The sequence below is a fragment of the Cellulosimicrobium composti genome, assembly GCF_010287905.1.
In the GTDB taxonomy this organism is placed as follows: domain Bacteria; phylum Actinomycetota; class Actinomycetes; order Actinomycetales; family Cellulomonadaceae; genus Cellulosimicrobium; species Cellulosimicrobium composti.
On sequence record NZ_JAAFAN010000002.1, the window covers coordinates 1 to 13,511 of the forward strand.

The window sequence follows — 13,511 nt, forward strand, 5'->3', positions numbered from 1 at the left end:
CCCCGGGGCCCGCCCCCCGGCCCGGGCGGGGGCCCCCCCCCCCCCGCCCCCCCCCCCCCCCCCCCCCCCCGGCCCCCCCGGGGCCCCCCCCCCCCCCCCCCGGGGGGGGGGGGGGGGCGGCGGGCCCCCCCCCCCCCCGACCCGCGAGGCACGCCGTCGGACCGCAGCACCGCCACCAGGAGCACGAGTGACCACGACAGACTCACCGACCACGCCGGGCCCGGCCCCGGGCCGGGAGCGCGGCGACGCGCCCCGCGCGGCCGCGCCGCGCCGTCGGGCACGGACGACCGACCGCGGCCTCAACCGCGTGTTCCGCTGGACGGCGACCGGTGCCGGGGGCCTCATCCTCGGCGTGCTCGCCGCGGTCGCGATCTTCCTCGTCCTGCGCGCGTGGCCCGCGCTCACCGCGGGCGGGGACGTGCTGGGCGAGGAGGTCGCGTGGTTCCCCGAGGGCGCGTCGCTCGTGTCCTTCGTCGGCCCGCTCGTCTTCGGCACGCTGCTCGCCGCGGCCCTCTCGCTCGTCCTGGCGACGCCGGTCGCGATGGGCATCGCGCTGTTCATCTCCCACTACGCGCCCCGCCGGCTCGCGTCGACCCTCGGGTACGTCGTCGACCTGCTCGCGGCGATCCCCAGCGTCGTGTACGGCCTGTGGGGCTCGCTCGTCCTCCCGCCGGTCGTCGTGCCGGTGTGGTCCTGGCTCGCCGACACCCTCGGGTGGTTCCCGCTGTTCGCCGGTCCGGCGTCGCCGACCGGTCGCGTCCTGCTCACCGTCGCGCTCGTGCTCGCCGTGATGATCCTGCCGATCATCACGGCCGTGAGCCGCGAGGTGTTCCTCCAGACGCCGAAGCTCCACGAGGAGGCGGCGCTCGCCCTCGGCGCGACGCGCTGGGAGATGATCCGCACCGCGGTCCTCCCGTTCGGGCGCTCGGGCGTCGTCTCGGCCGCGATGCTCGGCCTCGGGCGCGCGCTCGGCGAGACGATGGCCGTGCTCATGATCCTCTCGCCCGGGCTCCTCTACTCGTTCGCGATCCTCCAGGCGGGGCAGCAGCAGACGATCGCCGCGAACATCGCGGCCGACTTCCCCGAGGCCAACCCGCTCGGGGTGAGCGCGCTCATCGCGACGGGCCTCGCGCTGTTCCTCATCACCCTGCTCGTCAACATGGGCGCCCGCGCGATCGTCGCGCGGCGCAAGGACTTCTCGGGAGCCAACTGATGAGCGCCCTCAGCACCAGCCCCGCACGCGGCGACGCGGCGCAGGACCCCGCGCGCACCACGGCCGTGCGCGCGCTCCTGCGCGGCGCGGACGGGCGCCGACGCCGCACCGACCGCGCGATGACGGTCCTCATGTGGGGCGCGTTCACCCTCGCGATGGTGCCGCTCGCGTCCGTCGCGTGGACCGTCGTCGTGCACGGCGCGGAGCGGTTCGACCTGTACTTCCTCACGCACTCCATGCGCGGCGTGTTCGGCGGCATGGACGCGGGCGGCATCTACCACGCGATCCTCGGCACGCTCCTCATCACGCTGGGCGCCGCGGTCATCTCCGTGCCGATCGGCCTCCTCGCCGCGATCTACCTCGTCGAGTACGGGCGCGGGCCGCTGGCGCGCGCGGTGACGTTCTTCGTCGACGTCATGACCGGCATCCCGTCGATCGTCGCGGGCCTCTTCGCGTACGCGCTCTTCGCCGTGATCCTCGGCCCGGGGGTGCGCATGGGCGTCGTCGGCTCCGTCGCGCTGTCCGTGCTCATGATCCCGGTCGTCGTGCGCTCGTGCGAGGAGATGCTCCGGCTCGTGCCCAACGAGCTGCGCGAGGCCGCGTACGCGCTCGGCGTCCCGAAGTGGCTCACGGTCGTGCGCGTCGTGCTGCGCACGTCGGTCGCCGGCATCATGACGGGCGTCATGCTCGCCGTCGCGCGCGTCATCGGCGAGACGGCGCCGCTGCTCATCACGGTCGGCGTCGTCGACTCGATCAACGGGAACCTCTTCGAGGGCCGCATGATGACGCTCCCGGTGTACGTGTACCGGCAGTACAGCCAGGGCCTCGTCCCCTGCAGCAGCGTCACGGACGCCGTGTGCCTCCCCGACATCAACTACGACCGGGCCTGGGCGGCCGCGCTGACGCTGATCCTCCTCGTCATGCTGCTCAACCTCGTCGGGCGGCTCGTCACCCGCTGGTTCGCCCCCAAGACCCTCCGCTAGAGAAGGACAGCCCGATGGCACAGCGCATCGACGTCAAGGACCTCAACATCTACTACGGCGACTTCCTCGCGGTGCAGGACGTCGGCATGACGATCGAACCGCGGTCCGTGACGGCCTTCATCGGCCCGTCCGGCTGCGGCAAGTCGACGTTCCTGCGGACGCTCAACCGCATGCACGAGGTCATCCCCGGCGCGCGGGTCGAGGGGACCGTCGAGATGGAGGGCGTCGACCTCTACGGCGACGACGTCGACCCGGTCGCCGTCCGCCGCCAGGTCGGCATGGTGTTCCAGCGGCCGAACCCGTTCCCCACGATGTCCATCCGGGAGAACGTGCTTGCGGGGGTCCGGCTCAACAACAAGCGCATCTCGAGGTCCGACGCCGAGGACCTCGTCGAGTCGTCGCTGCGCGGCGCGAACCTGTGGAACGAGGTAAAGGACCGCCTCGACCGCCCGGGCTCGGGCCTCTCCGGCGGGCAGCAGCAGCGCCTGTGCATCGCGCGCGCCATCGCGGTCAAGCCGCAGGTGCTCCTCATGGACGAGCCGTGCTCGGCGCTCGACCCGATCTCGACCCTCGCGATCGAGGACCTCGTCGCCGAGCTCAAGGACGAGTACACGATCGTCATCGTCACGCACAACATGCAGCAGGCCGCGCGCGTGAGCGACCGGACCGCGTTCTTCAACATCGCGGGCACCGGCAGGCCGGGGCGCCTGATCGAGATGGACGACACCGCGACGATGTTCTCCTCGCCGTCGCAGCAGGCCACCGAGGACTACATCTCGGGGCGCTTCGGCTGAGTGCGCGCCTGCGCCGCAGGCACGTCAGGACGAGACGACGACGGCGCCCCTCCCGGGCGGGAGGGGCGCCGTCGTGCGCGGAGGCGACGCGTCAGGACGCGGAACCTTCGAGGGTGCCCGTGACGTCGGTGCCGTCGGTGTCGATGACGCACTGGATCACGCGGTCGTCCATCGTGTTCCAGCCCTTCTCGAGCGGCGTGAAGGGCCAGTAGTAGTAGGCCGACTCGTCGTAGGAGACGCCGACGAACGACTCGAACTCCCCGAGGCAGAACTCGTCGGCGCTCGCCGCGAGGGCCTCGTCACCGGGGAAGTCGCCCTCGGGGAGCTCGGTCTCCGCGTAGACCTCGGCGTCGTGGGGCTCGGAGCACGGGACGACGGGCACGGACTCGACGTTCTCCCCGTCGGTGAGCTTCGCGGTGACGATGCAGTCGCCGACCTGGATCGAGAAGACGTCGGCGTCGGACGCCGCCGTGACCTCGCCGCCGGGCTCGTCGCGCTGGGCCTCGGCAGGACCGCTGATCTCGTCGAGGACGGCGCCGCAGCCCGACGTGGTGAGGGCGAGGGCGACGGCGCTCACGACGAGGACGAGCGGCCGGCGGGTGGAACGGGTGGGTGTCACCTGGGTGTCCTTCGGGAACGTGGTCCTCGCCGGGATGGCGGGGACGGGCTCGCGAAGGCTAGCGCCGCCCGGTGACAGGGCGGAACCTCATTCCGCCCCGGTCCGCGCGGCTCACGGCAGCAGGTGCGCGTACTCCTCGAGGGTGCCGTCGAGGACGGGCAGGGAGAGGTCCTGCTCCTCGCCCGACGTGACGCTCACGGTGACGGGGAGCGTGGCCCCCGGAGCCGCGTCCACGCGGCCGATCTGCGCGTCGAACCCGTCCTCGGCGCCGAGGTAGACGGTCTCGCCGGCGGCGACCGGGATCGTCACGGCCGCGCCGCCCTCCGGGAGGACGTCGAACTCGACGTCCTCGGTCGAGTCGTTGGCGAACGCCCCGATCAGCGCGCCCGCGTCGCCCTCGGCGGCGCTCACGACGAGGAGGTTGAGCCCCCGCAGGTCGTCCGTGAGGTCGACGCGCACGCCGTCCGACGGCGAGTAGGGGCGCGTCGTCTCGATCGGGGAGCACGCGGAGGCGACGGCCACGCTCGCGACCACGAGGGGGACGGCCCAGTAGCGCGCGCGGCCGGTCGCTCGGGACGCGGCGCGGGTCGCTGCTCGAGGGGTCGGGATGCGGGTCACGGGGCACTCCTGGGCTGCGAAGGGGGGACTCGGTTTCCGCGCCCAGCCTAGTGCGTCGCGCGAGGTCGGGCGGCCGGAACCCGCTCCCCGGGGCGGTCGCGTGAGGCGCGTCACGCGCGAGGAACGGGCCGGCCGCGCCGCGACCGGGTCCGCGCCCGGGCCCTCGGGCCCCTCCGGCGAGGTTCGTGAGCCCCGCTGCCAGCGCTCTGACCTGCGACGACGCGTCGTAGCACGGCTTGTCAAGGGGCTCAGGGGCTCGGAATTCCGCCCTTCCACGTGGTAAGGTGGACCACCGCGAAAGGGGACATCTGCAGATGACGTTCACAGTAGGCGAGACCGTTGTCTACCCGCACCACGGAGCCGCACTGATCGAGGAGATCAAGACGCGCACCATCCGCGGAGAGGACAAGATCTACCTCAAGCTCAAGGTCGCGCAGGGCGACCTGACCATCGAAGTCCCAGCCGAGAACGTCGACCTCGTCGGCGTGCGTGACGTCGTCGGCCAGGAGGGCCTCGACCGCGTGTTCGAGGTGCTGCGTGCACCCTACACCGAGGAGCCGACCAACTGGTCGCGCCGGTACAAGGCGAACCTCGAGAAGCTCGCGTCGGGCGACGTGATCAAGGTGGCGGAGGTCGTGCGCGACCTCTCCCGCCGCGACGCGGACCGCGGGCTGTCGGCCGGCGAGAAGCGCATGCTCTCGAAGGCCCGCCAGATCCTCGTCTCGGAGCTCGCGCTGGCGGAGCACACCGAGGAGGAGAAGGCCGAGGCGATCCTCGACGAGGTGCTGGCCTCCTGACGTCCCGGGCTCCGGCCCGCGACACGGACACCGGGGAGGGCGCCGTCCGCACGGACGGCGCCCTCCCCGTCGTCGTGCCCGGTAGCGTGTGCCCGTGCCGACTCTCGCCGTCCTCACCGCCGCCGGCTCCGGGACCCGCCTCGGGATGGATCTGCCCAAGGCCCTCGTCGAGCTCGACGGCCTGCCGCTCGTCGTGCACGCCGCCCGGCGCCTGTGCGCGTCCGGCGCGGTCGACGCGCTCGTCGTCACGGCCCCGGCGGGGCTCGAGGACCACGTCGCGTCGCTCCTGGGCGACGACCCGGCCGTCGACCGTCCCGTCCGCGTGGTGGCGGGCGCGGGGACGCGCCAGGCGTCCGTCGCCGCCGGACTGCGCGCGGGCCTCGACGCGAGCACGTCCGACGCGGACGGGCCGGTCGACGTCGTGCTCGTCCACGACGCGGCGCGCCCGCTCGCGCCCCCACGCCTCGTCCGGCGCGTGGTCGACGCGGTGCGGTCGGGGCACGGCGCTGTCGTGCCGGGCCTCCCGGTGGCCGACACGGTGAAGCGCGTGACGGCTGCGCGTCCCGACGACCCGACCCGGGCGGAGCCCGTCGCCGAGACCGTCGACCGCGCGGCGCTCCGGGCCGTCCAGACGCCGCAGGGGTTCGACCGCGCGACGCTCGAGCGGGCGCACGAGGCGGCCGCGCACCGGGCCGGCGACGAGGCCCTCGCCGCGACGGACGACGCCGGCCTCGTCGAGGCGCTGGGCCTGCCCGTCCACGTCGTGCCCGGCGACGCCGCGGCCGCGAAGATCACGACGGCGCACGACCTGCGGGTCGCCGCGCTGACCCTCGGGGAGGAACGATGACGAGCCCGGACCACGACGCCGCCGACCCGCGACCGGCCGCAGGCGCCCCGCCCGCCCTGCCGCGCACCGGCGTCGGCGTCGACGTGCACGCGTTCGCGCCCGAGGGCGAGGACCGCGAGCTGTGGCTCGGGGGGCTGCGCTGGCCGGGGGAGCGCGGCCTCGCGGGGCACTCCGACGCCGACGTCGCCGCGCACGCCGCGGCCGACGCGCTCTTCTCGGCGACGGGGCTCGGCGACCTCGGCTCGAACTTCGGCACGAGCGCGCCCGAGTGGGCCGGCGCGAGCGGGTCGAGCCTGCTCGCGGAGGCGGCGCGCCGCGTGCGCGCCGCGGGGTTCGAGATCGGGAACGTCGCGGTCCAGGTCATCGGGAACCGCCCGCGCCTCGGGCCGCGTCGCGCCGAGGCCGAGGAGGCCCTCTCGCAGGCCGCGGAGGCCCCGGTGACGGTCACGGCCACCACGACGGACGGGCTCGGCCTCACGGGCCGCGGGGAGGGCGTCGCGGCGGTCGCGACGGCGCTCGTCGTCGCCGTGCGGCCGGCCGGCTGACTCAGCCCGCCGGGGCGAGCTCGACGCTCTGGAGGATCTCGCGCGCCTGGGCCGCGCCCTCGGCGTCGTCGACGGCGTACGAGGCCGTGAGGTCCACGACCCACGCGTCGGCGCCGTCGCCGGTGCGCACCGCGACGATCTCCTGCGCGACGACCGTCCCCGACGCGTCGTAGGTGCCCGCGACGCGGAACGCGGGCAGGTCGCCGAGGGTCGTCGCGCCCTGGCCGTCCACGTCGGGGATCCAGCCCGGGATCGCCCCGACGGCCACCGTCGTCTCCGCGCCCGCCCGCTCGAGCGTCTGCGCGGACTTCTCGCCCGTCACGACGACGTTCGCCCGGAACTCCTGCGACCCGCCCGGCGCGCGCAGCACGAAGGCCCCGTCGCGGGTCACGCGCTCCCAGCCCGCGGGCGCCGTGAGCCGGACCGGGACGTCGGGGACGTCGTAGGCGGTCGGCCCGCCGTCGCCGCCGTCGGCGTCCGCGCCCGAGCAGCCGCCGAGGGCGAGCGCGGCCGTCGCCGCGAGGAGAGCGGGGGTCCAGAAGATGCGAGCGGGGCGGGGTCGGGGCACGGTCGTCCTTCGTCGGCAGAGGGGAGCGAGCGGGGCTCGGCTGGCCATTCTCGTCGGCGCGCGTCCCGCGTGCCAGGGCTAGCCACAGACACTACGATCGCTGGGAGCGCATCGATGTGTTTGACTTTCCCGAGATCGACACATGGGATGAATCGCACATGAACCGAATGTCCGTGGAGGAGCGCCGCGCGCAGCTCGTCGACGCCGCGATGACCATCGCCGTCCGTGAGGGCGTCGAGGCGGTCACGATCCGCGGCGTCGCCGCGGAGGCCGGCGTCTCGCTCGGCGTGGTGCACTACTGCTTCGAGGACAAGGACGAGCTCCTCCAGGCGATGGGCAACAGCCTCGCGCTCGTCGCGTCCGAGCCCGTCCGCGCGGCCCTCGACGTCGACGGCGACGTCGTCGAGCTCGCCCACGCGGCGGCCGACGGGCTGTGGAGCGGTCTCACACCGCGCCGCCACATGCGGCTCCTCACCTTCGAGTTCGCGACCGCGGGCGTGCGCAGCCGGGCGCTGCGCTCGGTCGCGCACACGCACCTCGAGCAGACCTGGGCGATGACGCGCGGCTTCCTCGAGAACGTCGCGGACCGCGGCAACGTCACGTACTCGATGGACCTCGGGTTCCTCTCGCGCATCGTCGCCGGGTACATCGACGGCATCGAGATCGCCTGGCTCGTCGAGCAGGACGACGAGACGGCGATCCGCAGCTTCCACGCGCTCGCCGAGTACGTGCTGTCGGTCATGGTCCGGCCGGACGGGTCGCCCGTGCGCGAGCACGGCCCCGAGCCGGTCGACTGACGCGCGCCCGCGCCCCTCAGGCTCGCGCGCCCGGCGCGCGGCCGAGCACGCGGTCCGTGTACGGGTTGGCGAAGACGCCCCCGGGGTCGGCCGCGTCGCGCACGGCCACGGCGTCGTCGAAGCGCGGGTACAGCGCGCGCAGGCGGTCGGCGTCGAGGCCGTGGAGCTTGCCCCAGTGGGGCCGCCCGCCGACCTCCGCCACGATCCGCTCGACCGCGTCGAAGTAGCGCTCATGCGGCAGTCGCGCGTACTGGTGCACCGCCACGTACGCCGTCTCGCGCCCGTGCGCGGTGGACAGCCACACGTCGTCCGGCGCAGCGAAGCGCACCTCGACGGGGAACGGCACGTGCTCGCCCGAGCGGCCGAGCCACGCGTCGATGCTCGCGAGGACGTCCACGAGCCGCTCGCGCGGCACCGCGTACTCCATCTCGCGGAACCGCACGCGGCGCGACGTGACGAACACCTGGTACGACGGCGCCACGTAGGTGCGCGGCGCGAGCGCCCGGGCCGAGACCGCGTTGAGCCGCGGGGTGACGCGCGGGACGGCGGTCGCGAGCCGGTTGACGAGCTCGAACGCGCCGTTCGACAGCAGCTCCTCGTCGAGCCACGTGCGCGCCCGGGCGACGGGGCTCGGACCCGTGGCCCGCAGCCGGTCGAGCTCGGCGGCCTCCTCGTCGGGCGCGAGCCGGTTGTTGCGCTTGGTCAGGGCCCGGCGCGTGTGCGGGAACCAGTAGAACTCGAAGTGGTCGTTGCCGCCGACGAGGCCGTCCGGGTCGTCGGGCGCGCCCAGGTCCTCCAGGACGCGGTCGAGCGGCCACGGCTCCTCCTGCGCGCGCAGGAGGAACGCGGGCACGACCTCGAGCGTCACCGCGGACAGCACCCCCGTGACGCCCAGGCCGAGGCGGCTCACCTCGAACAGGTCGCGGTCCTGCGTCGCCGACGCCTCGCGGACCTCGCCGTCCGCCCCGACGACGCGGACGCCGCGCACCTGCGTGGCGAGACCGCCGAGGCGCGCCCCCGTGCCGTGCGTCCCGGTCGAGATCGCGCCCGCGACCGACTGGCGGTCGATGTCCCCGAGGTTGCGCATCGCGAGGCCCGCCGCGGCCAGCGCCGCGTTGAGCCGGTGCAGGCGGATGCCCGCGCCGACCGTCACGAGGATCGCGTCCGCGTCGGCGCCGCCGGGCGCGCCCGTGCCGCGCGTGATCCGCTCGACGAGGCCGATGCGGTCCAGGTCGAGCAGGAGCCCGTCCGTGACGGCCGCGGCGGTGAAGGAGTGGCCCGCGCCGACCGCGCGCACGGACAGGCCGTCGGCCGCCGCGCGGGCGACCAGGCTGCTCAGCTCCGCCTCGTCGCGCGGGGACTCGCGGCGCTGCGGGTTCGCGGTCGCGGTGCGGGCCCAGTTGGTCCAGGAGAGGGCGTCGTCGCTGCTCACAGGTCGTACTGTCTCACGCTCCGCGCGTGGCGTACGTTCTCCCCATGACGACCGACGCGGGAGCGGGGACGAACGTGGACGAGGCCGCCCGAGCGGCCCAGGAGCGGGGCACGACCCCGTCCCTGCTCGCCCGTCTGACCCGCGCGACGGCTGCCCTCGACGGGCCGCTCGCGGTCGTCGACCTCGACCGGTTCGACGCCAACGCGGACGAGCTGCTCGCCCGCGCCGGGGGAGTGCCCGTGCGCGTCGCGTCGAAGTCGGTGCGCGTGCGCCCGCTCGTCGCGCGCGCGGTCGAGCGCGGCTTCCAGGGGGTCATGGCCTACTCGGTGCGCGAGGCCCTGTGGCTCGTCGACGAGGGGTTCCGCGACGTCCTCGTGGGCTATCCGTCCGTCGACCACGGCGCCCTCGCGGCGCTCGCCCGCCACGAGACCGGCCGGCGCGAGGTCACCCTCATGGTCGACGACGCCGCCCACCTCGAGCTCGTGCGCCAGGCGCTCGCGGAGGCCGGCGCGGGCGACGCCCCGCCCGTGCGCGTGTGCCTCGACGTGGACGCGTCGCTGCGCGTCGGGCTCGGCCTCGTCACCGTCCACCTGGGCACGCGGCGGTCGCCGCTGCACGACGCGCGCGACGTCGCGTCCCTCGCCGCGCGCGTCGCCTCGACGCCGGGGCTCGCGCTGCGCGGCCTGATGTTCTACGAGGCGCAGGTCGCGGGCATGCCCGACTCGAGCGTCGCCGTGCGCGCGGTCAAGCGCCTGTCGGTGCGCGAGCTGGGCGAGCGCCGGGGCGAGGTCGTCGCGGCGGTGCGGGACGTCGTCGGGCACGACGTGGAGCTCGTCAACTCCGGCGGCACGGGCTCGCTCGAGACGTCGTCCGCGGACGACGTCGTCACGGAGGTCACCGCGGGCTCGGGGCTCTACGTCCCCGGGCTGTTCGACGAGTACCGCGCGTTCCGCCCGCGGCCCGCCGCGTTCTTCGGCCTCGACGTCGTGCGCGTGCCCGCCCCCGGGTGGGCGACGGCGTTCGGCGGCGGGTACGTCGCGTCCGGCCCGGCGTCGCGCACCCGGCTGCCGCGCGTCGCGACGGCCGGGTGGTCGCTCACCGGCCGCGAGGGCGCTGGGGAGGTCCAGACCCCGCTGCGCCGGTCGCGCGGTGCCGCGGGGGCGCCCGACCTCGCGGTGGGCGACCGCGTCTGGTTCCGGCACGGCAAGGCCGGCGAGGCCATGGAGCGGTTCGACCGCGTGCACCTCGTGCGCGGCGACGAGGTCGTCGACGTGGTGCCGACGTACCGCGGGGAGGGCCGGAGCTTCGGCTGACGGGGCGCGCGGCCGCCCGGCGCGCGGCCCGACGGGCGCCGCTTCGGCCCCGGAGGGAGGTCCCCGGTACCCTTGCGGACGTGAGCCTTCGCCTGTTCGACACCGCGACACGGGACGTGCGCGACTTCGTCCCCCTGACCCCGGGCGAGGTCGGCATCTACCTGTGCGGCGCGACCGTCCAGGCGGCGCCCCACATCGGGCACATGCGCTCCGCCGTCGCGTTCGACGTGCTCGTGCGCTGGCTGCGCCGCGGCGGGTCCCGCGTGACGCTCATCCGCAACGTCACCGACATCGACGACAAGATCCTCGCCAAGTCCGCCGACGCGGGCGAGCCCTGGTGGGCCTGGGCCGCGACGTACGAGCGCGCCTTCACGGCCGCGTACGACGCGCTCGGCGTCCTGCCGCCCACGTACGAGCCGCGCGCGACCGGGCACGTGCCGGACATGGTCGAGCTCATGCAGCGGCTCGTCGAGCGCGGGCACGCCTACACGACGGGCCCCGGCGACGTGTGGTTCGACGTGCGGTCGTGGTCCGACTACGGCTCGCTCACCAACCAGCGGCTCGAGGACCTCAACCCCGTGCCGGACGACGTCCCCGCCGACGCGGAGGAGGCCGCGGCCAAGCGCGACCCGCGTGACTTCGCGCTGTGGAAGGCCCCGAAGCCGGGCGAGCCCGAGACCGCGTCGTGGGAGACGCCGTTCGGGCGCGGCCGCCCGGGCTGGCACCTCGAGTGCTCCGCCATGGCGCGGCGCTACCTCGGCGACACGTTCGACATCCACGGCGGCGGCCTCGACCTGCGGTTCCCGCACCACGAGAACGAGCAGGCCCAGTCGCGCGCCGCGGGCTACGGGTTCGCGCGGCACTGGCTGCACAGCGCCTGGGTCACGCAGGGCGGCGCCAAGATGAGCAAGTCGCTCGGCAACGGCCTCCTCGTGCGCGAGGTCCTCGCCACCACGAGCCCTGCCGTGCTGCGCTACGCGCTCGCGTCCGTGCAGTACCGCTCGATGCTCGAGTGGACGCCCGCGACCGTCACCGAGGCCGAGGCCACGTGGGAGCGGCTCTCCGGGTTCGTCCAGCGCGCGACCGAGCGCGTGGGCGACGTGGGTGACGTCGCCGAGGCCGAGCTGCCCACGGCGTTCACCGCCGCTATGGACGACGACCTCAACGTCCCGGCCGCGCTCGCCGTCGTGCACGAGCACCTGCGCGCCGGCAACGCCGCGCTCGCCGACCGGACGTCGGCCGCCGACGCCGTGGCGCGCCACCACCTCGTGGCCGTGCGCGCGATGCTCGACGTGCTCGGCCTCGACCCGGGCGACCCGCAGTGGGCCGACCGCGGCGACTCGCGGTACGCGACGGTGCTCGACGCCGTCGTCGGCGCGGAGCTCGCGGCCCGGGCCGAGGCGCGCGCCGCGCGCGACTTCGCGACCGCCGACGCCATCCGGGACCGGCTCGCCGCGGCGGGCGTCGCGGTCGAGGACTCCGCCGACGGCGCGCGCTGGACGCTCGCCTGACCCACCCCGTGCCCACCAGGCACGTTCGGCCCCGGGCCGCAGTCTGAGGGACACTGGACCCTGCGACGCGCGGGCGCCGCACCCCTGAACCACTCGATCCACCACCACGACACGACGGGTACACCCATGGCTGGCAACTCACGACGACGCGGCGCGACCCGCAAGCCCGGCAGCAAGAAGGGCGCGACCGTCGGCTCCGGCGGTCAGCGACGCAAGGGCCTCGAGGGCCGCGGGCCGACCCCGAAGGCCGAGGACCGCGTCTACCACGCCGCGCACAAGCGCAAGGTCGCCGAGGAGAAGCGCGCGGCCACCGCGCGACCCGGCACCGCGCGCCCCGGCACGACCCGGGGCGGCAGCACGACGCGCGGCGGCGGACCCAAGGGCCGCGGGGCCGCGCAGGAGGTCGTCGCGGGCCGCAACTCCGTGCTCGAGGCGCTGCGCGCACGCATCCCCGTCGAGGTCGTCTACCTCGCCTCCCGGCTCGAGGCCGACGACCGCACGCGCGAGATCGTCGACATCGTCGCCGGCCGCGGCTACGACCTGCTCGAGGTCGGCAAGCCCGAGCTCGACCGCCTCACCGACGGCGCCGTGCACCAGGGCGTCGCGATCAAGGTGCCGCCGTACCAGTACGCCGACGTCGACGACCTGCTCGACGCCGCCGAGGCCTCCGGGCGGCCCCCGCTCGTCGTCGCGCTCGACGGCGTGACCGACCCCCGCAACCTCGGCGCCGTCCTGCGCTCCGCCGGGGCGTTCGGCGCGCACGGCGTGCTCGTCCCCGAGCGCCGCGCCGCGGGCGTCACCGCGTCCGCGTGGAAGGTCTCCGCCGGAGCGGCCGCGCGCGTGCCCGTCGCGCGGGCCACCAACCTCGTGCGCGCGCTCGGCGAGCTGAAGAAGGCCGGCTGCTTCGTCGTCGGGCTCGACGCCGGCGGCGACACCGCGATCGGCGACCTCCAGCTCGCGACCGAACCGCTCGTCGTCGTCGCCGGGTCCGAGGGCAAGGGCCTGTCCCGCCTCGTGCGCGAGGCGTGCGACGTCGTCGCCTCCATCCCCATCGGCTCGGACACCGAGTCCCTCAACGCCGCCGTCGCGACCGGCATCTCGCTCTACGAGGTCGCGCGCCTGCGCCGCGAGGCCTGACCCCGCCGGCCACCCCGACGGGTCCGGCTCGGTCGTGACGCCCCGAGCCGTGGCGTAGGGTCAGGGCATGGTCCGGGCATGAGCGTCATCGAGAAGTGGGTCCCCGTCGTCTGCCCCGGCTGCGGCGCGCCCGCCCGCGCCCGGGTCCAGCACATCATCGCCTGGGGGTCGATCCCCGGCACCCCCGTCCCGCACCGCGTCAGCGTCCTGTGCGAGCACCGCTGCGCGGTCTCCCGCGACGACGCCGTCACGGCCGTGCACGAGTGCCCGGAGTGCAACGGACGCGTCGCCTGAACCGCGGCCCCACGCGCTCGTCGACGCACCCGCGCGACGCGCC

General features: G+C 75.2%; 15 protein-coding genes. 11 read left to right on the forward strand and 4 right to left on the reverse strand.

Annotated features, from left to right (window positions below):
* Positions 1–187: 187 nt before the first annotated feature.
* From pstC to pstB, 3 genes are read left to right on the forward strand one after another with little or no spacing between them, the layout of a single operon-like run.
* The gene (pstC, locus tag GYH36_RS00680; RefSeq protein ID WP_024841922.1) at positions 188–1,213 is read left to right on the forward strand and encodes a phosphate ABC transporter permease subunit PstC; all 1,026 of its coding nucleotides are present in this window, start codon (positions 188–190) and stop codon (positions 1,211–1,213) included.
* Positions 1,213–2,196 carry a phosphate ABC transporter permease PstA gene (gene pstA, locus GYH36_RS00685; RefSeq protein WP_162288814.1) on the forward strand — a complete coding sequence of 328 codons (984 nt, stop codon included), beginning with the start codon at positions 1,213–1,215 and terminating at the stop codon, positions 2,194–2,196. The genes pstC and pstA overlap by 1 nt, the downstream gene beginning before the upstream one ends.
* Before the next feature lie 14 nt (positions 2,197–2,210).
* Positions 2,211–2,990, forward strand: a complete 780-nt coding sequence (pstB, locus tag GYH36_RS00690; protein WP_024841920.1) for a phosphate ABC transporter ATP-binding protein PstB — start codon at positions 2,211–2,213, stop codon at positions 2,988–2,990.
* Positions 2,991–3,081: 91 nt separating this feature from the next.
* On the opposite strand, the gene GYH36_RS00695 is transcribed toward pstB, so the two are convergent.
* A complete protein-coding gene (locus GYH36_RS00695; protein ID WP_162288815.1) occupies positions 3,082–3,609 on the reverse strand; it encodes a septum formation family protein in 528 nt (175 codons plus the stop codon).
* Between the two features lie 111 nt (positions 3,610–3,720).
* The gene (locus GYH36_RS00700; RefSeq protein ID WP_203231452.1) at positions 3,721–4,227 is read right to left on the reverse strand and encodes a hypothetical protein; all 507 of its coding nucleotides are present in this window, start codon (positions 4,225–4,227) and stop codon (positions 3,721–3,723) included.
* A 314-nt stretch (positions 4,228–4,541) separates the two neighbouring features.
* Here GYH36_RS00700 and GYH36_RS00705 point away from each other — a divergent pair, with 314 nt between their 5' ends.
* The 3 genes from GYH36_RS00705 to ispF all read left to right on the forward strand — a co-directional run bounded on the left by GYH36_RS00705 (position 4,542) and on the right by ispF (position 6,416).
* Positions 4,542–5,024, forward strand: coding sequence for a CarD family transcriptional regulator (locus tag GYH36_RS00705; protein ID WP_024841917.1), 483 nt, complete (start codon positions 4,542–4,544; stop codon positions 5,022–5,024).
* Positions 5,025–5,118: 94 nt separating this feature from the next.
* On the forward strand, positions 5,119–5,871 hold the full coding sequence (ispD, locus tag GYH36_RS00710; RefSeq protein ID WP_162288816.1) for a 2-C-methyl-D-erythritol 4-phosphate cytidylyltransferase: 753 nt from the start codon (positions 5,119–5,121) through the stop codon (positions 5,869–5,871).
* Positions 5,868–6,416, forward strand: coding sequence for a 2-C-methyl-D-erythritol 2,4-cyclodiphosphate synthase (gene ispF / locus GYH36_RS00715; RefSeq protein WP_162288817.1), 549 nt, complete (start codon positions 5,868–5,870; stop codon positions 6,414–6,416). The genes ispD and ispF overlap by 4 nt, the downstream gene beginning before the upstream one ends.
* A 1-nt stretch (position 6,417) precedes the next feature.
* On the opposite strand, the gene GYH36_RS00720 is transcribed toward ispF, so the two are convergent.
* On the reverse strand, positions 6,418–6,984 hold the full coding sequence (locus GYH36_RS00720; RefSeq protein ID WP_162288818.1) for an LpqN/LpqT family lipoprotein: 567 nt from the start codon (positions 6,982–6,984) through the stop codon (positions 6,418–6,420).
* A gap of 158 nt (positions 6,985–7,142) precedes the next feature.
* On the opposite strand from GYH36_RS00720, the gene GYH36_RS19160 reads away from it, so the two are divergent.
* Positions 7,143–7,781: a TetR/AcrR family transcriptional regulator gene (locus tag GYH36_RS19160; RefSeq protein WP_024841913.1), complete on the forward strand. Its 639-nt coding sequence runs from the start codon at positions 7,143–7,145 to the stop codon at positions 7,779–7,781.
* A gap of 16 nt (positions 7,782–7,797) precedes the next feature.
* Here the strand turns inward: GYH36_RS19160 and GYH36_RS00730 are convergent, their stop codons facing one another.
* Positions 7,798–9,213 (reverse strand): D-arabinono-1,4-lactone oxidase, encoded by a 1,416-nt coding sequence (locus GYH36_RS00730; RefSeq protein WP_115943182.1) that lies wholly within the window; start codon positions 9,211–9,213, stop codon positions 7,798–7,800.
* 44 nt (positions 9,214–9,257) lie between these two features.
* Between GYH36_RS00730 and GYH36_RS00735 the strand changes: the two genes are divergently transcribed.
* The 4 genes from GYH36_RS00735 to GYH36_RS00750 all read left to right on the forward strand — a co-directional run bounded on the left by GYH36_RS00735 (position 9,258) and on the right by GYH36_RS00750 (position 13,468).
* Positions 9,258–10,526, forward strand: a complete 1,269-nt coding sequence (locus tag GYH36_RS00735; RefSeq protein WP_162288819.1) for an alanine racemase — start codon at positions 9,258–9,260, stop codon at positions 10,524–10,526.
* A gap of 80 nt (positions 10,527–10,606) precedes the next feature.
* Positions 10,607–12,037, forward strand: a complete 1,431-nt coding sequence (cysS, locus tag GYH36_RS00740) for a cysteine--tRNA ligase (RefSeq protein WP_162288820.1) — start codon at positions 10,607–10,609, stop codon at positions 12,035–12,037.
* 126 nt (positions 12,038–12,163) lie between these two features.
* Complete coding sequence (rlmB, locus tag GYH36_RS00745; RefSeq protein ID WP_162288821.1) at positions 12,164–13,174, forward strand: 23S rRNA (guanosine(2251)-2'-O)-methyltransferase RlmB; 1,011 nt, start codon at positions 12,164–12,166, stop codon at positions 13,172–13,174.
* A 78-nt stretch (positions 13,175–13,252) separates the two neighbouring features.
* Positions 13,253–13,468, forward strand: a complete 216-nt coding sequence (locus tag GYH36_RS00750) for a hypothetical protein (protein ID WP_024841908.1) — start codon at positions 13,253–13,255, stop codon at positions 13,466–13,468.
* Positions 13,469–13,511 lie beyond the last annotated feature (43 nt).